The organism is Paucibacter soli, from assembly GCF_037482845.1.
Lineage (GTDB): Bacteria > Pseudomonadota > Gammaproteobacteria > Burkholderiales > Burkholderiaceae_C > Paucibacter_B > Paucibacter_B soli.
In genome coordinates this window covers 175,856-195,184 of the sequence record NZ_JBBHJW010000002.1, presented here as the reverse complement: position 1 = coordinate 195,184, position 19,329 = coordinate 175,856, and the positions used below count along the sequence as shown (strand labels likewise).

20 protein-coding genes are annotated in these 19,329 nt (G+C 66.2%); 6 read left to right on the top strand and 14 right to left on the bottom strand.

Annotated features, from left to right (window positions below; genetic code table 11):
• Positions 1–121 precede the first annotated feature (121 nt).
• Positions 122–832 (bottom strand): transporter substrate-binding domain-containing protein, encoded by a 711-nt coding sequence (locus tag WG898_RS05645; protein WP_339601785.1) that lies wholly within the window; start codon positions 830–832, stop codon positions 122–124.
• A gap of 194 nt (positions 833–1,026) precedes the next feature.
• Between WG898_RS05645 and nadA the strand changes: the two genes are divergently transcribed.
• From nadA to WG898_RS05630, 3 genes are all read left to right on the top strand, one after another.
• Complete coding sequence (nadA, locus tag WG898_RS05640; protein WP_339601784.1) at positions 1,027–2,127, top strand: quinolinate synthase NadA; 1,101 nt, start codon at positions 1,027–1,029, stop codon at positions 2,125–2,127.
• 122 nt (positions 2,128–2,249) lie between these two features.
• Complete coding sequence (locus WG898_RS05635) at positions 2,250–2,546, top strand: late competence development ComFB family protein (RefSeq protein ID WP_339601783.1); 297 nt, start codon at positions 2,250–2,252, stop codon at positions 2,544–2,546.
• 41 nt (positions 2,547–2,587) lie between these two features.
• Positions 2,588–3,298, top strand: coding sequence for a substrate-binding periplasmic protein (locus WG898_RS05630; RefSeq protein ID WP_339601782.1), 711 nt, complete (start codon positions 2,588–2,590; stop codon positions 3,296–3,298).
• Between the two features lie 9 nt (positions 3,299–3,307).
• Here WG898_RS05630 and nadB read toward each other — a convergent pair whose 3' ends face one another.
• Positions 3,308–4,918 (bottom strand): L-aspartate oxidase, encoded by a 1,611-nt coding sequence (gene nadB / locus WG898_RS05625; RefSeq protein WP_339601781.1) that lies wholly within the window; start codon positions 4,916–4,918, stop codon positions 3,308–3,310.
• A gap of 69 nt (positions 4,919–4,987) precedes the next feature.
• Positions 4,988–5,695: a substrate-binding periplasmic protein gene (locus WG898_RS05620; protein ID WP_339601780.1), complete on the bottom strand. Its 708-nt coding sequence runs from the start codon at positions 5,693–5,695 to the stop codon at positions 4,988–4,990.
• An 840-nt stretch (positions 5,696–6,535) separates the two neighbouring features.
• Here WG898_RS05620 and WG898_RS05615 point away from each other — a divergent pair.
• On the top strand, positions 6,536–7,249 hold the full coding sequence (locus WG898_RS05615; protein ID WP_339601779.1) for a hypothetical protein: 714 nt from the start codon (positions 6,536–6,538) through the stop codon (positions 7,247–7,249).
• Between the two features lies 1 nt (position 7,250).
• The gene (locus WG898_RS05610) at positions 7,251–8,228 is read left to right on the top strand and encodes a hypothetical protein (RefSeq protein ID WP_339601778.1); all 978 of its coding nucleotides are present in this window, start codon (positions 7,251–7,253) and stop codon (positions 8,226–8,228) included.
• Between the two features lie 46 nt (positions 8,229–8,274).
• On the opposite strand, the gene paaZ is transcribed toward WG898_RS05610, so the two are convergent.
• The 11 genes from paaZ to WG898_RS05555 all read right to left on the bottom strand — a co-directional run bounded on the left by paaZ (position 8,275) and on the right by WG898_RS05555 (position 18,565).
• A complete protein-coding gene (gene paaZ, locus WG898_RS05605; RefSeq protein ID WP_339601777.1) occupies positions 8,275–10,329 on the bottom strand; it encodes a phenylacetic acid degradation bifunctional protein PaaZ in 2,055 nt (684 codons plus the stop codon).
• An 81-nt stretch (positions 10,330–10,410) separates the two neighbouring features.
• A complete protein-coding gene (locus WG898_RS05600) occupies positions 10,411–11,568 on the bottom strand; it encodes an ABC transporter substrate-binding protein (RefSeq protein ID WP_444718910.1) in 1,158 nt (385 codons plus the stop codon).
• 68 nt (positions 11,569–11,636) lie between these two features.
• Positions 11,637–12,236, bottom strand: coding sequence for a TetR/AcrR family transcriptional regulator (locus WG898_RS05595; protein ID WP_339601776.1), 600 nt, complete (start codon positions 12,234–12,236; stop codon positions 11,637–11,639).
• A 13-nt stretch (positions 12,237–12,249) separates the two neighbouring features.
• Positions 12,250–13,329 (bottom strand): 1,2-phenylacetyl-CoA epoxidase subunit PaaE, encoded by a 1,080-nt coding sequence (gene paaE, locus WG898_RS05590; RefSeq protein WP_339601775.1) that lies wholly within the window; start codon positions 13,327–13,329, stop codon positions 12,250–12,252.
• 3 nt (positions 13,330–13,332) lie between these two features.
• Positions 13,333–13,854, bottom strand: coding sequence for a 1,2-phenylacetyl-CoA epoxidase subunit PaaD (gene paaD / locus WG898_RS05585; protein WP_339601774.1), 522 nt, complete (start codon positions 13,852–13,854; stop codon positions 13,333–13,335).
• Positions 13,855–13,859: 5 nt separating this feature from the next.
• Positions 13,860–14,636: a 1,2-phenylacetyl-CoA epoxidase subunit PaaC gene (paaC, locus tag WG898_RS05580; RefSeq protein ID WP_339601773.1), complete on the bottom strand. Its 777-nt coding sequence runs from the start codon at positions 14,634–14,636 to the stop codon at positions 13,860–13,862.
• Positions 14,637–14,645: 9 nt separating this feature from the next.
• A complete protein-coding gene (paaB, locus tag WG898_RS05575; protein WP_339601772.1) occupies positions 14,646–14,951 on the bottom strand; it encodes a 1,2-phenylacetyl-CoA epoxidase subunit PaaB in 306 nt (101 codons plus the stop codon).
• Positions 14,952–14,969: 18 nt separating this feature from the next.
• Positions 14,970–15,971, bottom strand: a complete 1,002-nt coding sequence (gene paaA / locus WG898_RS05570) for a 1,2-phenylacetyl-CoA epoxidase subunit PaaA (protein ID WP_339601771.1) — start codon at positions 15,969–15,971, stop codon at positions 14,970–14,972.
• A gap of 11 nt (positions 15,972–15,982) precedes the next feature.
• A complete protein-coding gene (gene paaK, locus WG898_RS05565) occupies positions 15,983–17,287 on the bottom strand; it encodes a phenylacetate--CoA ligase PaaK (RefSeq protein ID WP_339601770.1) in 1,305 nt (434 codons plus the stop codon).
• Between the two features lie 7 nt (positions 17,288–17,294).
• Positions 17,295–17,744 carry a hydroxyphenylacetyl-CoA thioesterase PaaI gene (gene paaI, locus WG898_RS05560; protein ID WP_339601769.1) on the bottom strand — a complete coding sequence of 150 codons (450 nt, stop codon included), beginning with the start codon at positions 17,742–17,744 and terminating at the stop codon, positions 17,295–17,297.
• A gap of 5 nt (positions 17,745–17,749) precedes the next feature.
• On the bottom strand, positions 17,750–18,565 hold the full coding sequence (locus WG898_RS05555; RefSeq protein WP_339601768.1) for an enoyl-CoA hydratase-related protein: 816 nt from the start codon (positions 18,563–18,565) through the stop codon (positions 17,750–17,752).
• 156 nt (positions 18,566–18,721) lie between these two features.
• Between WG898_RS05555 and WG898_RS05550 the strand changes: the two genes are divergently transcribed.
• Complete coding sequence (locus tag WG898_RS05550; protein ID WP_339601767.1) at positions 18,722–19,327, top strand: phenylacetic acid degradation protein PaaY; 606 nt, start codon at positions 18,722–18,724, stop codon at positions 19,325–19,327.
• Positions 19,328–19,329 lie beyond the last annotated feature (2 nt).

The following is a 19,329-nucleotide window of genomic DNA, read 5'->3' as shown; positions in this document are numbered from 1 at the left end:
AAAGTTGCACCAATTCGGCCTGCGGACCTGCCAATCCATCGCCCCTGGCCCAGCTGCTCAAGCCGGTGAGCGAGGCGGCATTCAAGGCCTGGATCGGCCACTGAGGGGCGCCGCGCCGCCCTCAGCGATAGCGCGCCTGGGCGTCGCGCCAGGCCGCGCTCTTGGCCACGCGGTTGACCGCACCCAACAGCCGCTCGGCACTCAGCTGGGTGTGCTCGGCCAGCAGGCAATGCGTGCTCACCGAATCCACCGTCTGCAGCAGGCGCAGCTGCTTGTCGGCCGGCAGGCTCTTGTTGAAGGCCACCGCCGTGTAGCGGTTCGCCACCGCCAGCGCGGTACGGCCGCGCAGCAGCTTTTCCAGCACGCTCTCCAGCGTGGGCGCCGCATCGGCCTGCAGATGACCTCTGGCCAGCCAGGGTGCCAGGCCGGGGTAGTGATAGTCCACCACCACGCCCAGGCTGAGCTGTCGAGCGGCCTCCAGGTCGACCTGGCCGTTCCTGAGCGGGCCGGCGAAGGCCGGGCCGGCCAGCAGCACATCGTCCAGCTGCAGCAAGGGTAGGCTCCAGCGCGCCGCCGGCGGCACCCTGGCAAACCAGCGCGGGCTGACGAAGCAATGCATGTCGATCTTGCCCTCGGCCAGCGCCGCATCGACGCGGCGCGGCGGCAAGGCGATATAGACCGCCTCGGCATTGGCCTCATGCGCGATCTGCTCCATCAGTTCGTAAAGCAGGCCGCCGCGCAGCTCGCCATCCTGCAGCAGCGAAAGCGGCGGCGCCCAGGCCTGACCCAGCGCGAAGCGGATCTGCTCGGCCGCCTGGGCGGCTACGCCCATGGACAGCAGCAGCAGGCAAGCGCTCAGCCGCAGCGGCCATGAGTAGCATCGGCGCGCTGCGGTGTTGGACGGTAGGGGCCCCCCCTCGTTTCGCATGGGCCGCAGTCTAGCGTGGCGGCAGGGTGCGCCTTGCTGGGCTACCATGACGACCCGGCCCCGCAGGGCTCAGAGTGCAAGCGCAAGCAAGAAGAAAGATGGATCAGGTTCTCTACGACTACACCCGCCAGGACGCCGACGGCCAGAGTTGCACGGCGCATGCCTGGGCCAAGGTGCCCGCCCCGCTGGACAAGCCGCAGCGCGAGGCCTTGAAGCAGCGCGCCGCCGACTTGCTGCGCGCCCGCAACGCGGTGCTGGTAGCGCATTTCTATGTGGATGGCGATTTGCAGGACCTGGCGCTGGCGACCGGCGGCTGCGTATCCGATTCGCTGGAGATGGCGCGCTTCGGCCGCGACCATGCGGCCCAGACCCTGGTGGTGGCCGGTGTGCGCTTCATGGGCGAGAGCGCCAAGATCCTGAGCCCCGAAAAGCGCGTGCTGATGCCCGATCTGGACGCCACCTGCTCGCTGGATCTGGGCTGCCCGGCCGAGGACTTTGCAGCCTTCTGCGACGCCCACCCCGACCGCACTGTGGTGGTCTATGCCAACACCAGCGCGGCGGTGAAGGCACGCGCCGACTGGATGGTCACCAGTTCCTGCGCGCTGGACATCGTCAGCGAGCTGAAGGCGCGCGGCGAGAAGATCCTCTGGGCGCCGGATCGGCACCTTGGGCGCTACATCCAGGAGCAGACTGGCGCCGACATGCTGATGTGGAACGGCGCCTGCATCGTGCACGACGAGTTCAAGGGCCTGGAACTGGACCTGCTGCGCGCCCAGCATCCCGGCGCCATGATCCTGGTGCATCCGGAGTCGCCGCAAAGCGTGGTGGCCCAGGCCGATGTGGTGGGCTCGACCTCGGCGCTGATCAAGGCGGTGGTGGAAGGCCAGGCGCAGGAATACATCGTCGCCACCGACAACGGCATCCTGCACCGCATGCGCCAGCTGGCACCTGGCAAGACCCTGATCGAGGCGCCCACCGCCGGCAACAGCGCCACCTGCAAGAGCTGCGCGCATTGCCCCTGGATGGCCATGAATGGCCTGCAAGGCCTGGTGGACTGCCTGGAACAGGGCCGGGGCGAGATCCTGGTGGACGAGGCCACACGCGTCAAGGCGCTGACCTGCATCACCCGCATGCTGGACTTCACCGCCGCGCGCCGCGCGCAGGCCGCGGCCCTGGTGCCTGGCATCGGCGCCGCGTAGCCACCCCACCTAGGACAAGCCCCCAGCGAATTGCACCGCCGGGGGCTTTCTTTTTGGGCGCTGGGCGGGCTATAAACAGCCTATCGTTCCAGCCCACAACATCAGCGCAGGACACCACCACCATGCAGACGGTCGACTTCACCTCGCTCTTCAACCACCACGAACGCGAGGTCTTCGCCGTCGTGATGCAGGAAGCGCCCAAATTCCCGGCCATCGAAGCCGATGCCGACCTGCTCTGCGACGTGGCCTGCGTGGCGCTGAACCGCCTGCCGCCGCGCTATATCCGCCATGCGGTGGACTTCTCCTTCTACCTCACCGAGCCCGAGCGCCTGGAAACCGACGCCGCCATCGCCGAGGCGGTGAGCTATGCCTTCAACTTCGTGCAGGCGCGCACCGCGCTGCGCGCCAAGAAGCGCTAGGAGCGCCCCTGCGCTACGCCTACCTGTTCCTGCTCGTTCTGATGGCGCTGTCGGGCGCTGCAGCGCAGGCGCAGGACGTGCGCCTGGTCTATGCCGACTACCGCCCCTACAGCTTCCTGGAGCGCGGCCGCGCGGCCGGCCTCGAGGTCGCGATCGCCGACGAGCTGTTCACACGCCGCCTCGGGCTCAAGGCCGAGCATCTGATACTGCCTTGGGCGCGCGCCCAGGCCGAGGTTGCGAGCGGCAAGGCCGATGCCTTCTTCGCCGCCAGCACGCCGGAACGGCTGGAATACGCCCACCGGGTGGGCGAACCGCTGCTGACCTCGCAGGTCAGCGCCTTCATGCGCCAGGATGTGGCTCCTCCGCCCGCGGGGCTTTCGCTCACCCCCACCCGGCTGTGCGCCTACCGGATCGGCGCGGTGCGCGGCAATAGCTGGGTCAAGACCCACCTGGGCTGCGGCGACTACAGCCCGGCCAGCAGCACCGAAGGGCTGGTGCGCATGCTGATGCTGGCGCGCATCGACATGGTGATCGAGGACCGGCTGGTGTTCCTGGATGCGACGCAACGCGTGCAGCCTGACGTGCAGTTCCGCGAGCATGCGCTGGGCTTCGGCAGTGCCCCGATCTACCTGCTGCTGGGCAAGCGCTCGGCGCTGCTGCCACTGCTGCCGCGCATCGAAGCCGCACTGGCCACGATGCACAAGGACGGCGGCCTCCAGGCCATCCTGCTGCGGCACAGCGCCGCGCCCTGAAGCCCCGATTCAGAGTTTGCGCAGCCCGCGCTCGGCGATCAGCACGGTCGGGAAGCTAACCGGCAGGGTGCGCGGATAGTCGCGACTGAAATGCAGGCCGCGGCTCTCGTGGCGCAGCAGCGCCGAGCGCACGATCAGCTCGGCACAGTCGACCAGATTGCGCAGCTCCAACAGATCGCGGTTGACGCGGAAGTTGGCGTAATAGTCGTCGATCTCGCTGCGCAAGAGCGCGATGCGATGCAGCGCCCGCTCCAGCCGCTTGGTGGTGCGCACGATGCCCACATAGTTCCACATCAAGAGGCGCAACTCGTCCCAGTTGTGGGCGATCACCACCTGCTCGTCGGCGTCCTCCACCTGGCTCTCGTCCCAGGCCGGCAGCGGCGCGGGCTCAAGCCTGGCCTGGCCGAGGATGTCCTCGGCGCAGGTCTGGCCCAGCACCACGCATTCCAGCAGCGAGTTGCTGGCCAGGCGGTTCGCGCCATGCAGGCCGGTGTAGGCGGTCTCGCCCACCGCATAGAGGCCCGGCAGGTCGCTGCGGCCCAGCAGGTCGGTGACCACGCCGCCGCAGGTGAAATGCACCGCCGGCACCACCGGAATGGGCGCGCGCGCGATGTCTATGCCCAATGCCAGGCAGCGCGCGTGGATGGTGGGGAAGTGCGCCTTCAGGAATTCCTCGCCCAGGTGCGTGGCGTCCAGCCACACATGGTCCAGGCCGTGCTTCTTCATCTCGAAGTCGATCGCACGCGCGACGATGTCGCGCGGCGCCAGTTCCAGGCGCTCGTCGTGCGCGGCCATGAAGCGCGTGCCATCCGGCAATTTGAGATGCCCGCCCTCCCCGCGCAGCGCCTCGGTGATCAAGAAGCTGCGCTCCTGCGGGTGATAGAGGCAGGTCGGGTGGAACTGGATGAACTCCATATTCGCCACCCGACAGCCGGCGCGCCAGGCCATCGCGATGCCGTCGCCGGTGGAGGTGTCGGGATTGGTGGTGTAGCGGTAGACCTTGCCGGCACCGCCGGTGGCCAGCACCACGGCACGCGCCGCCAGGGTCTCGACGCGCTTGGTGTCGATGTCCAGCGCATAGATGCCGTAACAACGTGGTTCCTCCTCACGCTGCACATGCCGCGAGGTGATCAGGTCCAACGCCATCCAGCGCTCGCGCAGGCTGATATTGGGATGGGCCTTGGCCGCCGCCAGCAAGCGGTCGTGGATGGCCTTGCCGGTGGCGTCGGCGGCGTGCGCGATGCGGCGCACCGCATGGCCGCCCTCGCGCGTCAGGTGCAGGCCCAGCGGGCCGTCGTCGTCGGGGGTGAAGGGCACGCCCTGCTGCACCAGCCATTCCACCGCCTGCGCGCTGCGCTCGGCGATGAAGCGTGCCGTGCCTTCATCCACCAGGCCGGCGCCGGCATCGCGGGTGTCGCGCACATGGCTCTCGATGCTGTCGTCGCTGCCCAGCACGCCGACGATGCCGCCCTGCGCCCAGGCGGTGGCGGCCTCGGTGAGCTCGCGCTTGGCCAGCACCACCACCGGCACCTGGTCGGCCAGATGCAGGGCCACCGTCAAACCGGCCAGACCGGCCCCGACGATCACCACCGGGGACGCATTCGTATCAGCAGCATGCATGAGAAGTGGATTCCTGGCCGGCCGGGCCGAGATGACAAACAAGGGGCCTGATTCTATGCAGGGGCGGTCTCAGAAACCCGACAACACCTCGTCCTGTACCTTCTGGATGAAACGTTCTTGTTCCAGCTCACGCATCACCGCCGCGAGCCGCGGCAGCAGCAGCTCGTGCTTCTTGTTGAGGTAGTGGAACACCGGGAAGGTCGCCAAGGCGGGCTGCAGCACGCGCACGCCGCTGAACTGATGCTGGCGCAGGCTGGCCAGCCCGGAAATGCGATTCGCCAACACCACATCGGTACGCCCCAGCTCCAGTTTGGCAAAGGCCTGCTGCATCGTCGCCACCGTCTCCAGCTGCATGCCCACGGTGTTCTCTTCGATGATCTTGATGCCCTTCACAAAGCCCAGCTTGTAGGGGCGCAGGCTTTCCCAGCCATGCACATCGAGCTGGCGCGACTTGGTGAAGGCGACGATCTCGTACTGTTGCAGCGCCACCGGCACCATCAGCAGATTGGGATAGGCCCGGTCAATGCCCGCCTTGCGATACAGCTCGCCGTCGGTCTCGCCGCTGTTGGCGCTGAGCAGCGAACGCTCGCCGGGCATGGCCTTCACCTCCAGCTCACGCCCCAGCCGCCGGTAGGCCTCGCGCAGAATGCGCTCGGCCACCTGGGTGGCCGGGTCCGGGTCCAGCAGGGTGGAGATTTGCATCAAGACCTGACCCCAGGCCGGCGCCAGGGGCAGGCCAAGAGTCAGGCTTACGAGGGTGGATCTGCGATTGAGCATGTGCTGGCTGGCTATGAGGGGCAGCCTAGCACAGTGGGGCCGCGCCGCCATGCCTCTCCGGGATCGCAGCATGGCTGCCGCCACAAAGGGCTGATGGCAGTGTCCAGCGCGTGCTCGTCGGAGTGCGGGTGCGCCGCATCATTTCAGCCCGACATTGAGACCTCACGACCCAGCCCCTCGGCCAAGTCCCCCTCAAGACGGACTTCTTGCGGTGCTCCAGCTGAATCGCCCCGGGCCGATTCAAACTGGCTGAAGCTGTGGTTCGCGGGGGGGCATCAGAGAAACTGACCTCGCGCGTCTCGAAGCCGGTGTGGCACTTGAAGTCCAGGCCAGCCTTCAGGACATGCTCAAACTATGTATCCAACAGCCCGTGCCAATTGCTCGCAACATCGGATTGAACATCGCCACAGGCGCCTCTAGCGCGGGCCGGTCGCCAAGCGCGGCCTCGCGCTCGCACGTCGTCCTTCACGCTTGTTGACCGATCACTGCGCAGTCCAGCTGCCTGTGCTACTTCTTCGTCCGCAAGTCTTGGAGCACCTTCTCGGCACTTCTCAGGAAGAACCCGTCCATGCCGTCGTTGCAACACACTCATGAAAGTCGCGTTCCGGAATTTGTGCGGCCACGCTGTATGAACCCCTTGCGCGGTGGCCGACAAAAAAAGCTGTCATTGTGTTCAGCGAAGCCAGGTAGCGCAACCTCATAGAATTTAGGGAGCGTCATTGTCACGTTATTCTCGGCACGCCGTCAAAAAGAACTAACGTCCGGGTTTTCCAGCCTTTCGGAACCTTTGAAGGGGGATAGGCTAGCCCCCGTCATCGACTTTGAACAGGGAGAAAAACAATGTCTTCGACATCTGGTTTCGGCCGACTGGCCATCGCGGCTGCATTGCTGGCCTTATCTCAACACGCGTCGGCAGAGTGCCCCTATCTCAACAAGGTATCGCCGGCCGAGCAACAGGCGGTGTCGCAGGCCCTCAGCTCCAGCACGGACATAGCAGGAATCGCGGAATCCAAGCGACCGATCACCCTTGAGGAGTTCCGGCGGAAGCGCCGGGCGAACGTTAAAAGTGAGCGGCGCACCGGCCTTGACGCCAAGCCACTTGCCGAATCCAAGGAAACAACGGCAAGTTCACCGACCCCGGACTTGACCTGCTATGCAGGGGGCAACTGGGTCATGTTTGAAACGGCGAAACAGGAACTCGTCGTTCTCGAAGGAACAGCCATACGCGATCCCGTCGTCTGGTACGAGCTTACCTCTACCTATTTTCCACCCGGAGCAGAGTCCGGCGGTGCTGGCGGGACCGTGACGCCACCCACGACCATGCCGAAAAAGGAACGATGCGATCAGGAGTACAACGTTTGCTATGACATTGCCGGCAAAGCTTACGCAAATGCCATCAAATCCTGTGATGAACTGAAATTCAGTCCACTTATTGATTTGCTCACCGCCTCTGTTCGTGCAGATTGCCGGGATCAATCGCTCAACAACTACACGAAGGCTGAGAAGGGATGCAGGTCGGCGCAGGACATCTGCCTTGCCAAGCCAGGCAACTAGCTTGCATGAGAACCAGAAGATGGCCGTAGAAGCATTGTTCCAAAAGATTTCAGCAACTTGGGTCTTGATCGGACTGCTGGCTTTCGCGGTCTTTATGGCGATGTGGCTGAACAACCCGGCGCCAACAGTGCCGTCGGCCAAAGATGGCGAAACGGGCATTGAGCCAGCTGTTGCCGCCCAAAGTAGATCCTCCAGTCCGGGGCCTGCTCGCGCCGGAGGCAATGCGCCAGTCGCGCCGGTGAGGCATGAAGCAAGCATACCGGGACAGTCGGCCGCCAGCCTGTCCAGCGCCTTCAAGTCCATGCCAGGCGACACCTTCACGTTTCAACGCGCGGCGCGTCAGGGCTATGGCAGCTTCATCGCCATGGCCCTGGCGTCTCGCGACCCGTCGGAAAGCCTCAGGGCGGCCCGACTACTCAAACGGTGTAGGGGCATCGCCCATGAAGTCGAAATTCACCGAGCTGGCTTGCATGAGCAAACGGAGTCCAGAACGGGTAACGAAACTGCGCTTTCAACGCTAGGCGTTCAAGAGGAAATCCAACGACATTGCCAGGCGATCAGCGTCGAGCAACAGGGGCGTGAACCTGAGCTCCTGGAGGTCGCCGCCAGAGGCGGGGTGCTTGGCGGCGCGTCAGACTACTATCAGGAAACCGCCCTGGGCAAGCCAGCGGACCCAGAACGGACGCCTTGGCTGGTGGATAGTCTTGCACGAGACGCCAAGCGCGGCGACATCGGTGCAATGAAGGCGCTGGCATGCGACAAGGTGGGCATCGATTTGCCGTTAGAACAACGCCAAACCTTCTTGGCTGCACTGAAGGTCGCCGCATCACGGCAAGGTCATGTCGGCAGCTACGCGCGAATGTATCTGAGCTTTTGCAAGCTTGGCGGCGGTGAAGACGCCGCAGTTGATGCAAAGGCCTTGCAGCGGCTCGTTGCGGCCATTGATTCCGTAGGAATCTCCTACACGGGGCGTGACTGAGGCCAAGGGGGCGCACAGCGCCCCTCCTCCTTGGTGAGGCGAAGCCTCAGCCGCCTTTTTTCGCCACCAGCGTCAGAATGTCATAACTCGCCACCAGCTCGCCGCGCTGGTTCATGACCTGCACGTCCCAGGCCACCACGCCCTGCGGGGGCTGGTCGGGGCGGTTGCCGCGGTCGATGCGGCGCTTGCAGGTCAGGCGCGCCTGGATGGTGTCGCCGATCGCCACCGGGTTCACGAAGCGCAAGGTGTCCAGGCCGTAGTTGGCCAGCACCGGGCCCGGCGCGGGCGAGACGAACAGGCCGGCCGCGGCGCTGAGCACGAAGTAGCCATGCGCGATGCGCTGGCCGAACTGCGTGTCCTTGGCGGCGATCTCGTCGAAGTGCATGTAGAAGAAATCGCCCGAGATGCCGCCGAAGTTGACGATGTCGGCCTCGCTCACGGTGCGGCGGTGCGTCAGCAGCGAGTCGCCGATCTGGATCTCTTCGAAGTACTTGCGGAAAGGATGGATGGCGTCTTCCTGCACCTTGGCGCCGCGCTGGTACTCGCCGGTGATGGCGCTGATCATCGTCGGCGAGCCCTGCACCGCGCAGCGCTGCAGGTAATGCTTGACGGCGCGGATGCCGCCGAGCTCCTCACCGCCGCCCGCGCGGCCCGGGCCGCCATGCTTCAACTGCGGCAGCGGCGAGCCGTGGCCGGTCGATTCCTTTGCGGCCTCGCGGTCCAGCACCAGCAGGCGGCCGTGGAAGGCGGCCGCGTGGTAGACCGCCTGGGCGGCGATCGCCGGCGTCTTGGTGACCACCGAGCCCACCAGGCTGCCGCGGCCCTTGGCGGCCAGCTGCAGCGCCTCGTCCAGCTCGCCATAAGGCATCAGGGTGGAGACCGGACCGAAGGCCTCGACGTTGTGCACCGTCTCGTTGGCAAAGCCGTCGCGGCACAGCAGCAGGGTGGGCGCGAAGAAGGCGCCCTCGGCCACGCCCTCGCCCACCGGCGCGAAGCCGTCGCGCTCGCCCAGCACGATCTCGTTGCCGGCCGCCAGCAGCGCCAGGCGCTCGGCCACATCGCTTTGCTGCGCCTTGGAGGCCAGCGCGCCGATGCGCACACCCTCCACCGCCGGGTCGCCGACCTTGAGCTTCTTGAGACGCTCGCGCAGCGCCGCGGCCACCGCGTCGATATGCTTGGCCGGCACGATGGCGCGGCGGATCGCGGTGCACTTCTGGCCGGTCTTGGCGCTCATCTCGCGCGCCACTTCCTTGATGAAGAGCTCGAACTCGGCATCGTCCGGCGTCACGTCGGGGCCCAGGATGGCGCAGTTCAGGCTGTCGGCCTCGCCATTGAAAGGCACCGAGCGGCGCACCAGATTCGGGTTCACGCGCAGCATCGCGGCGGTGTCGGCCGAGCCGGTGAAGGTGACCACATCGGTCTCCTCCAGGCGATCCAGCAGATCGCCCGAGCCGCCCACGATCAGCTGCAGCGCGCCGGCCGGCAGCAGGCCCGATTCATGGATCAGGCGCACGCAGGCCTCGGCCACATAGGAGGTGGCGGTGGCCGGCTTGACGATGCAGGGCATGCCCGCCAGGAAGCTGGGCGCGAATTTCTCCAGCATGCCCCACATCGGGAAGTTGAAGGCGTTGATGTGCACCGCCACGCCGCGCTTGGGCACGAGGATATGCGAACCGATGAACTGGCCCTCCTTGCCGAGCTGGATGGCCGGGCCCTCATGCACCACATTGCTGGAGGGCAGCTCGCGCCGGCCCATGCTGGCATAGGCGAACAGGGTGCCGATGCCGCCCTCGATGTCGATCCAGTTGTCCGAGCGCGTGCCGCCGGTATGGGCCGAGATCGCGTAGAGCTGCTCCTTGCGCTCCATCAGATGGCTGGCCAGCGCCTTCAGCAGGGCCGCGCGCTGCTGGTAGTCCAGCTTCAAGAGCGCGGGCAAGGCCTGACCCCGGGCATAGGCCAGGCTCTCGCCGAAGTCGATCTCGTCGGCATGGGTGAGCGCCACCGGCCGGCCGTTCACGGCGCTGTGCAGGGCACGCGCGGCGGTCTGGCCGATCCAGCGGTTGGCAATCAGGCTTTGCAGGATGGGGGGGGTGGCGCTCATGGCAATCCTCGAAACAGGGTCAGTAGTAACAAAGGCGGGCCCCTGCGGGCCCGCTCATTCAACAGGCGCTGGGCCGCGAAATCAGGGCTGGTACTTCCAGCCACCGTTCTCGATCTTGACCATCACGCGGGCGCGCTGGTCCAGGCCCAGGTGGTCCTTGTCGGACATGGTGAACACGCCATGCGCGCCGGGCAATTCCTTGACGGCCTCGAGCGCATCGCGCAGCGCCGCACGGAAGGCCGGCGTGCCGGGCTGGGCCTTCTTCACCGCGGCGGGAATGGCTGCCTGCAGCAGCAGGCCGGCATCCCAGGCATGGCCGCCAAAGGTCGAGACATTGCCCTTGCCGAACGCGCCCTCGTACTTGGCGGTGTATTCCAGCGCGCTCTTCTTCACCGGATGGTCGGCGGCCAGTTGTGCCGCCACCAGCACCGCACCGGCGGGCAGCAGCGTGCCTTCGACATCCTTGCCGCCCACGCGCAGGAAGTCGTTGTTGGCCACGCCATGGGTCTGGTAGTACTTGCCGGCGTAGCCGCGTTCCTTCAGCGTCTTCTGCGGCAGCACCGCGGGCGTGCCCGAGCCGGCGATCAGGATCGCGTCGGGCTTGGCGGCCACCAGCTTCAGCACCTGGCCGGTCACCGAGGTGTCGGTGCGGTTGTAGCGCTCGGCGGCCACCACATTGATGCCCTTGATGGCGGCAATCTTGGTGAACTCCTGGTACCAGCCCTCGCCATAGGCGTCGGCAAAGCCGATGAAGCCGGCGCTCTTCACGCCGTTGGCGGCCATATGCTGGACGATCGCCAGCGCCATCATGATGTCGTTCTGCGGCGTCTTGAAGACCCAGCGCTTCTTCGCATCCACCGGCTCGACGATGCGCGCCGAGGCGGCCATCGAAATCATCGGCGTGCTCGACTCGGAGACCGCGTCAATCATCGCCAGCGAATTGGGCGTGGTGGTCGAGCCGATCACCACATCGACCTTGTGCTCTGTGATGAGCTTGCGCGTGTTGGCCACCGCGGTGGTGGTGTCGGAGGCATCGTCGAGCACGAAGTAGTTGACCTTCTGGCCCGCGATCGTGGTGGGCAGCAGGCTCAGCGTGTTCTTCTCGGGAATGCCCAGCGAGGCGGCCGGGCCGGTGGCCGACACCGTCACGCCGACATTGATGTCGGCCCAGGCCTGGCCCAGCAGGGCCACGCCGGCCGCCATGGCCAACAGGGTCTTCTTGATCAGCTTGCGTTGCATCGTCTTGTCTCCGTTGTCGTTCAAAGTCTGTGCAAAGGAAGGCACAGGCATGGTCGGGCCGCCAGCCTTCACGAGGCTTGCACCGCGCCCAGGCCACCAAAAAAAAGATCCGCCACCATAGGCGCGAGCGCCTCGTAGGTCAGCTCACCATCGGGCTTGAGCCAGGTGAAGGTCCAGTTGATCATGCCGAACAGCAGCATGGTCAGCGGCTTGTGCAGCTTGGCGGCCTGCAGCTCGGGCCGCACCGCCGCCACCGCCTCGGCAAACGCCGCCACCACGCCGCGCTCGATCGCCAGCAGGCGCTCCTGATCTTCGGGGTTCAGGAACTTGGTGTCCTCGGTAAGTACCCGGTGCTGGTTCTGCGCCTCGCCATAGGCCTGCATGAAGCGGGCGATGAGCGCGCGCAGATGCGGCTCGGGGGCCAGGTCTTGCTCGCGCACCTCCTCCACCAGCGCGGCCAGGTCCTCCACATGGCTCTCGCAGATCTGCACCAGCAGCTCGTGCTTGTCGCGCACATAGTGGTAGAGCGTGGGCTTGCTCACCTCGCAGGCCTCGGCCACCTGGTTCATCGAGGTGCCGGGGTAGCCCTGGTTGGCGAACAGGCGCGCCGCCTGCACGAGGATGGCCTCGCGCGTGGCGTCGAATCCGGGGGCTCTGCCTCTGGCCATCTATCGAGTCTTTTCAGCGTTCATCAAACGAAATCACCACACGCGGCGTCAGCGCATGGGCCTGGCAGCTGAGGATGAAGCCGGCCGCCACCTCGTGCTTTTCGAGCGCGAAGTTCTTGTCCATGCGCACCTGGCCCTCCACCAGCTTGCAACGGCAGGTCGAGCAGACCCCGCTCTTGCAGGAGAACGGCACCTCCAGGCCGGCGCGCGCGGCGGCGTCCAGCAGGCTGGGGTCGGTCTTGGAGAACTCGAACTCGCGCGCCACGCCGTCGCGGATCAGGGTGACGCGGGCGCTGTCGGCGTCCTCGGCGCGCACCTCGTGCGGCGCCGGCTTGCCCTGCTGCATTTCGACCGTACCAAAGCGCTCGATATGGATGCGCTCCTGCGCCACGCCGGCCGCCAGCAGCGCCGCCTCGGCCTCGTCATTGACCTGGTAGGGGCCGCAGATGAAGGCCTCGGAGATGCTGGCGGGGTCCACCAGGGCGCCCAGGAATTCGGTGATCTTCTCGCGGCCCAGCATGCCGGCCATCAGCGGCGAGTCGACCTGCTCGTCGCTGAACACATGGTGCAGCGAGACGCGCGTCAGGTACTGGTTCTTCAGATCCTCGATCTCCTCCTTGAACATGGTGGAGGCCTGGCGGCGGTTGCCATAGATCAGCGTGAAGCGGCTCGCCGGCTCCTTGGCCAGCACCGTCTTCATGATGGAAAGGATGGGGGTGATGCCCGAACCACCGGCGATGCCCAGGTAGTGGCGCTCGGCCTTGGCATCCAGCGGCACGAAGAAGCGGCCCTGCGGCGGGAACACCTGGATCACATCGCCGGCCTTCAGGCTGGCGTTGACCCAGTTGGAGAACTTGCCTCCGTTGACCTTGCGCACGCCCACGCGCAGCTCGCCATCGTCGACGCCAGCGCAGATCGAGTAGGAGCGGCGCAGGTCCTCGCCATTCACATCGGCACGCAGGGTCAGGTATTGCCCCTGCGTGAACTTGAAGAGCTCGGCCTCGGCCGGCGGCACATCGAAGCTGACGATCACGGCTTCTTCGGTGTCGGGACGTACCTCACGCACGCGCAACGGATGGAAGTGCAGGCTCATGATTTAAATGGGTTTGAAGTGTTCAAAAGGTTCCAGGCAGGCCAGGCAGCGATACAGCGCCTTGCATGCGGTGGAGCCGAAGGCCGAGAGCTTTTCGGTGCGCTCGGAGCCACAGCGCGGGCAGGCCAACTTGCTGAGCGAGGCGCGGTGCACCAGGCGGATGGGCTGGGCCTGGTCGGGGCCTGCAGGCCCCGGGGGCGCAATGCCATAGGCCTTGAGCTTGGCGCGGCCGGCCTCGCTGATCCAGTCGGTGGTCCAGGCTGGGGCGCGCTGCATGGTGATCTGGATCTCGCCGAAGGCGGCCAGCGCGGCGCGCACCTGGTCCTGGATCAGCTCGGTGGCCGGGCAGCCCGAATAGGTGGGCGTGAGCACCACCTCCAGGCCGCCGGCGGTTTCCTTCAGGTCGCGCACGATGCCCAGCTCGTCCAGCGAGATCACCGGCACCTCGGGGTCGGGGATCTGGCGCAGCACCTCCCAGGCCGCCTCGAGGCGACCGCAGGTATTGGCGACCGGCAGCTCGCTCATTGCATTCACCAAACGCCGTTCGGGTAGCTGCGCTGCAGATACTGCATCTCGGCCAGCATATGGCCCATATGCTCGCTGTGGATGCCGACGCGGCCGGCCGGCACATAGGCGCTGGCCTTGGGCTCGGCCAGGCCGGCCTCGCCAAGGATCTCGGCCATGGCGGCCTGCCAGTCGGCCTTGAGTTCGCTCCAGGCCGGGCCCAGCTTGCTCTGCACCGCGGCAGCGTCGACCGCGTCGTCGGCGAACAGCTCGTTGAAATAGGGCCACAGCGTCGCCAGCGCGGCTTCCATGCGGGCCCTGGATTCGGCCGTGCCGTCGCCCAGGCGCAGCATCCAGTCGGCCGCATGGGCCTGGTGGTATTGCGCCTCCTTGACGGCCTTGCCGGCGATCGCGGCGACCTCGGCGTCGCTGGACGACTGCAGGCGCTGCCACAGGCCCAGCAGCCAGCTGGCCACGGCGAAGTTGCGCACGGTGGTGAAGGCGAAGTCACCGCGCGGCAACTCCATCAGCACCGGGTTGAAGTACTGGCGCTCGTCGCGCAGAAAGGCGAGCTGGTCCTCGTCATGGCCCTGGCCATCGAGCTGGCCGGCGCGGGTCAGGAGTCCGCGTGCCTGGCCCACCAGGTCCAGCGCCATGTTGGTGAGCGCCAGATCCTCTTCCAGGATGGGCCCATGGCCGCACCATTCGCCCAGGCGCTGGCTGAGGATCAGGCAGCTGTCGGCAATGCGCAGCAGGTAGCGGACGTCGGCCTTGTCGCCGACCTTGATCGATTGAGTGCTCATCGCCCTGCCTTACATGTGGTTCACGGACTCGGGCAGCTCGTAGAAGGTCGGGTGGCGGTACACCTTGTCTTCCATCGGGTCGAAATACATGCCCTTCTCGCCCGGGTCCGAGGCCACGATCTGGCTGGACAGCACCACCCAGATGCTCACGCCTTCCTGGCGGCGGGTGTAGACCTCACGCGCCAGTTGCACGGCCATCTTGGGGTCGGCGGCATGCAGGCTGCCGCAATGCTTGTGGTCCAGGCCGGCCTTGCTGCGCACAAAGACTTCCCACAGGGGCCATTCGTTCTTCGGGGCTTGCTGCTGATTGCTCATGATGATGAATCCTTGTGCTCAGGCGGCTTGCGCCTTGGTGGCTTGTTTCTTGGCATGGGCCAGCGCGGCTTCGCGCACCCATGCGCCCTCGTCCCAGGCCTTCACGCGGGCGGCCAGGCGTTCGCGGTTGCAGGGGCCGTCGCCACCCACCACGCGCCAGAACTCGGCCCAGTCGATGCGGCCGAACCGGTAATGCTCGGTCTCGGCGTTCCACAACAGATCGGGGTCCGGCACGGTCACGCCCAGCACCTCGGCCTGCGGGATCGTCGCGTCGACGAACTTCTGACGCAGATCGTCGTTGGAGATGCGCTTGATGCCCCAGCGCATCGACTGCTCGGAGTTCGGCGAGTCCTTGTCCTCGGGGCCGAACATCATCAGCGAGGGCCACCACCAGCGGTTCACCGCGTCCTGCACCATGGCCTTTTGCTCGGCCGTGCCCTCGCGCATCATCACCAGGAGGCTCTCGTAGCCCTGGCGCTGGTGGAAGCTCTCCTCGCGGCAGATGCGAATCATCGCCCGTGCATAGGGCGCGTAGGAGCAGCGGCACAGCGGCACCTGGTTCATGATGGCCGCGCCATCCACCAGCCAGCCGATCACGCCGATATCGGCCCAGGAGAGCGTCGGGTAGTTGAAGATCGAGCTGTACTTGGCCTTGCCTGTGTGCAGCGCTTCGAGCATCTGGTCGCGCGAGGTACCCAGGGTCTCGGCGGCCGAGTAGAGATAGAGGCCATGGCCGCCCTCGTCCTGCACCTTGGCGAGAAGAATCGCCTTGCGCTTGAGCGTGGGCGCACGCGTGATCCAGTTGCCCTCGGGCAGCATGCCGACGATCTCGGAATGCGCATGCTGGCTGATCTGGCGCACCAGGGTCTTGCGGTAATGCTCGGGCATCCAGTCCTTGGCCTCGATGAAGTCGCCCGCATCGATGCGCGCCTCGAAGGCCTCGCTGCGCTGCTTGTCCTCGGCGCTCTGGACTTTCGCGGCGGCATCCTGCGGGCCGACGCTCATGGCTTGGGTGTACATACGTGTACTCCTTACTTGGGTCTTTGGTCGATGACCCGGCGGGCCTTGCCCACCAGGGTGCGTTCAATCGATTCCGGCGGCCCGATCACCACCTTGGTGGAGACGCCGATCAGGGTCTTGATGCGGTGCTGCAGCGATTTGCTGATGGCGGCCGGATTGGCGCTGTTGACGGCCTGCGGCTGCAACTCGCAGCGCACCTCCACCGCGTCCAGCGGCCCTTCGCGGGTGACGACGATCTGGTACTGGCCCGAGAGCTCACGCTCCTGCAGCACCAACTCCTCCACCTGGGTGGGGAACATATTGACGCCGCGGATGATCAGCATGTCGTCGCTGCGGCCGACGATCTTGCCCATGCGGCGCATGCTGCGCGAGGTCGGTGGCAAGAGGCGCGTGAGGTCGCGGGTGCGGTAGCGGATGATGGGCAGCGCCTCTTTGGAGAGCGAGGTGAACACCAGTTCGCCCTCCTCGCCATCGGCCACCACCTCGCCGGTCTCGGGATGGATGATCTCGGGATAGAAGTGGTCTTCCCAGATCACCGGGCCGTCCTTGGACTCCACGCATTCGCTGGCAACACCTGGCCCCATCACCTCCGAGAGGCCGTAGATGTCCACCGCATCGATGCCGGCCTTGCCCTCGATTTCGCGGCGCATCGCCTCGGTCCAGGGCTCGGCGCCGAAGATGCCCACCTTGAGCGAACTCGCGCGCGCATCCAGGCCCTGACGCGCGAACTCCTCGATGATCACCTGCATATAGCTGGGCGTGACCATGATGGCGTCGGGCCGGAAGTCCTGGATCAGCTGCACCTGCTTTTCGGTCTGGCCGCCCGACATCGGGATCACCGTGCAGCCCAGCTTCTCGGCGCCGTAATGCGCGCCCAGGCCGCCGGTGAAGAGACCGTAGCCATAGGCGATGTGCACGATGTGGCCGGGGCGCACGCCGGCGGCGCGCAGCGAACGCGCCACCAGGCCGGCCCAGGTGTCGATGTCCTGCAGCGTGTAGCCCACCACCGTCGGCTTGCCGGTGGTGCCCGAGGAGGCATGGATGCGCGCCACGCGCTCGCGCGGCACGGCGAACATGCCGAAGGGGTAGTTGTCGCGCAGGTCCTTCTTGGTGGTGAAGGGGAACTTCGCCAGATCGGCCAGGGTCTTCAGATCGCTGGGGTGCACGCCCTTGGCATCGAAGGCGGCCTTGTAATGCGGCACGTTCTCGTAGGCATGGGCGAGCGACCATTGCAGGCGCTGCAGCTGCAGGGCCTGCAACTCGTCGCGGCTGGCGGTTTCGATGGCTTCCAGATCGGCGGGGGACTTGACGGACATGGGGTGCTTACTCCTGAGCGCCCGTGGCAAGACCTGGCACCACAGGTTTCCCCTTGATGCGGTAGGACTTGCCGCGGAACACGGCCACCAGCTGCTGCTGCTGGTTGCGAATGGTGATGTCATAGACGCCGGTGCGGCCGGCCAGCGATATTTCGCAGGCCACCGCGCTCAGCGTGTCGTTCAAGCGGGCCGGCGCGACGATGTCGATCGCGAAACCCGAGGCCACTGTCAACTCGTTGTACGAGTTGCAGGCGAAGGCGAAGGCCGAGTCGGCCAGCGTGGTGATGAAGCCGCCATGGCAGATGTCGAAGCCATTGAGCATGTCTTCGCGCACCTTCATGCTGACGGTGGCGGCACCCGGGGCGATGGCATCGATGCGCATGCCCAGGCCCTTGGAGGCGCGGTCGTTGGCGAACATGCCCTCGCACACGGCCTCGGCGATTTGTTGTGGCGTCATCGGCTTCAGCGGTCCGTAAATTGCGGCGCGCGCTTTTCCATGAAGGCCTGCACGCCCTCCTGGTAGTCGGCGGCAAAGCCCAGATGGCTCTGCATCACCGCTTCAAGCTTCATGGCGTCCTCGTAGTCCAGGCTCATCGCCTCGTCGAAGGCGCGGCGGGTCTCCACCAGGGCGCGCGTGGGCATGGCGGCCAGCTTCAGCGCCACGGCCTGCGCGCTGGCGGCCAGCTCGGCGTCGGGCACGCAGCGCGCGATCAGGCCCATCTGCACCGCCTCGGTGGCGCTGAGTTTTTCGCCCATCAGGGCCAGCTGCAGCGCGCGCGCTCGGCCCACCAGGCGCGGCAGCAGCCAGGTGCCGCCGCAATCCGGGATCAGGCCGATCTTGGCAAAGGCCTGGATGAAGTTGGCCGACTGCGCCGCGATCACGAGGTCGCAGCCCAGTGCGAAATTGGCGCCCGCGCCGGCCGCCACGCCGTTCACCGCGCACACCACCGGTACCGGCATGGACCGCAGGCGCAGCGCCAGCGGGATGTAGTAATGATCCAGCAGGGTGCCGATGTCCTTGGGCTTGCTGCCGGGCTCGAACTCCGGCTTGACCATCGCGTCGGCGAGATCCTGGCCGGCGCTAAACGCCCGGCCGGCGCCGGTGATCACCACCGCGCGCACGCTGTCGTCGTGCGCCGCCTCTTCCAGCGCGGTGCGCAGCATCGAGAGCAGCTGCGTCGTGAAGGCGTTCAGGGCGGCCGGCCGGTTCAGCGTCAGGGTGCGCACCGCGTCATCCTGGGTGATCAGCAAGGGCGATTCGGCGTTTTCTAGCGTCATGGGCACAAACCTCGAACACGGAGAACAAGAAGATGCTTTGACCAGCCTCAAACACTCTTGACCGACCGGTCGGTAGATCGTAAGGTCCAGCTTGATTCAACACAAGGTCTATTCACGTCGGGGAAAACCCTTGACGCAAATCAGGAGATCCTGCCCATGCCCTGCTACTCGATCGACGGGGTGATCCCCGTCGTCCATCCCGACGCTTACGTCCACCCCACCGCCGTGCTGATCGGCGATGTGCATGTGGGGCCGGGCTGCTATATCGGCCCGCTGGCCTCGCTGCGCGCTGACTTTGGCCGCATCGTGCTGCACGAGGGCGCGAACGTGCAGGACACATGCGTGATCCACGGCTTTCCCGACTCGGAGACCCTCGTCGAGCGCAACGGCCATATCGGCCATGGTGCTGTGCTGCATGGCTGCGTGGTGCGCCACGACGCCCTGGTGGGCATGAATGCGGTGGTGATGGACGAGGCCGAGGTGGGCGCCTACAGCATCGTCGCCGCCTGCGCCTTTGTGCGCGCCGGGCTCAAGCTGCCCGAGAAGTCGCTCATCGCCGGCCTGCCGGCCAAGGTGATGCGTCCCTTGAGCGAAGACGAGATGCGCTGGAAGCTGGAAGGCACGCAGACCTATCAAGACCTGACCCTGCGCTGCCGGGCCACGCTGCATGAGGTGGTACCGCTGGCCGCGCCCGAGCCCGGCCGCGCCCGCCTGCAGGTACGTGGGCCGCAGACGCTGGTGGCCAGCAAGCGCGGCGACTAAGC

What these genes read in the sequence shown, in the direction of transcription:
- paaD (WP_339601774.1), bottom strand. Translation starts at nt 13,854, where the DNA reads ATGAGCGAGCTGCCGGTCGCCAATACCTGCGGTCGCCTCGAGGCGGCC.
- paaC (WP_339601773.1), bottom strand. Translation starts at nt 14,636, where the DNA reads ATGAGCACTCAATCGATCAAGGTCGGCGACAAGGCCGACGTCCGCTAC.
- WG898_RS05595 (WP_339601776.1), bottom strand. Translation starts at nt 12,236, where the DNA reads ATGGCCAGAGGCAGAGCCCCCGGATTCGACGCCACGCGCGAGGCCATC.
- WG898_RS05645 (WP_339601785.1), bottom strand. Translation starts at nt 832, where the DNA reads ATGGGCGTAGCCGCCCAGGCGGCCGAGCAGATCCGCTTCGCGCTGGGT.
- WG898_RS05600 (WP_444718910.1), bottom strand. Translation starts at nt 11,568, where the DNA reads ATGCAACGCAAGCTGATCAAGAAGACCCTGTTGGCCATGGCGGCCGGC.
- nadB (WP_339601781.1), bottom strand. Translation starts at nt 4,918, where the DNA reads ATGCATGCTGCTGATACGAATGCGTCCCCGGTGGTGATCGTCGGGGCC.
- WG898_RS05635 (WP_339601783.1), top strand. Translation starts at nt 2,250, where the DNA reads ATGCAGACGGTCGACTTCACCTCGCTCTTCAACCACCACGAACGCGAG.
- WG898_RS05550 (WP_339601767.1), top strand. Translation starts at nt 18,722, where the DNA reads ATGCCCTGCTACTCGATCGACGGGGTGATCCCCGTCGTCCATCCCGAC.
- paaK (WP_339601770.1), bottom strand. Translation starts at nt 17,287, where the DNA reads ATGTCCGTCAAGTCCCCCGCCGATCTGGAAGCCATCGAAACCGCCAGC.
- paaZ (WP_339601777.1), bottom strand. Translation starts at nt 10,329, where the DNA reads ATGAGCGCCACCCCCCCCATCCTGCAAAGCCTGATTGCCAACCGCTGG.
- WG898_RS05620 (WP_339601780.1), bottom strand. Translation starts at nt 5,695, where the DNA reads ATGCTCAATCGCAGATCCACCCTCGTAAGCCTGACTCTTGGCCTGCCC.
- paaA (WP_339601771.1), bottom strand. Translation starts at nt 15,971, where the DNA reads ATGTACACCCAAGCCATGAGCGTCGGCCCGCAGGATGCCGCCGCGAAA.
- paaI (WP_339601769.1), bottom strand. Translation starts at nt 17,744, where the DNA reads ATGACGCCACAACAAATCGCCGAGGCCGTGTGCGAGGGCATGTTCGCC.
- paaB (WP_339601772.1), bottom strand. Translation starts at nt 14,951, where the DNA reads ATGAGCAATCAGCAGCAAGCCCCGAAGAACGAATGGCCCCTGTGGGAA.
- nadA (WP_339601784.1), top strand. Translation starts at nt 1,027, where the DNA reads ATGGATCAGGTTCTCTACGACTACACCCGCCAGGACGCCGACGGCCAG.
- WG898_RS05555 (WP_339601768.1), bottom strand. Translation starts at nt 18,565, where the DNA reads ATGACGCTAGAAAACGCCGAATCGCCCTTGCTGATCACCCAGGATGAC.
- WG898_RS05615 (WP_339601779.1), top strand. Translation starts at nt 6,536, where the DNA reads ATGTCTTCGACATCTGGTTTCGGCCGACTGGCCATCGCGGCTGCATTG.
- paaE (WP_339601775.1), bottom strand. Translation starts at nt 13,329, where the DNA reads ATGAGCCTGCACTTCCATCCGTTGCGCGTGCGTGAGGTACGTCCCGAC.
- WG898_RS05630 (WP_339601782.1), top strand. Translation starts at nt 2,588, where the DNA reads ATGGCGCTGTCGGGCGCTGCAGCGCAGGCGCAGGACGTGCGCCTGGTC.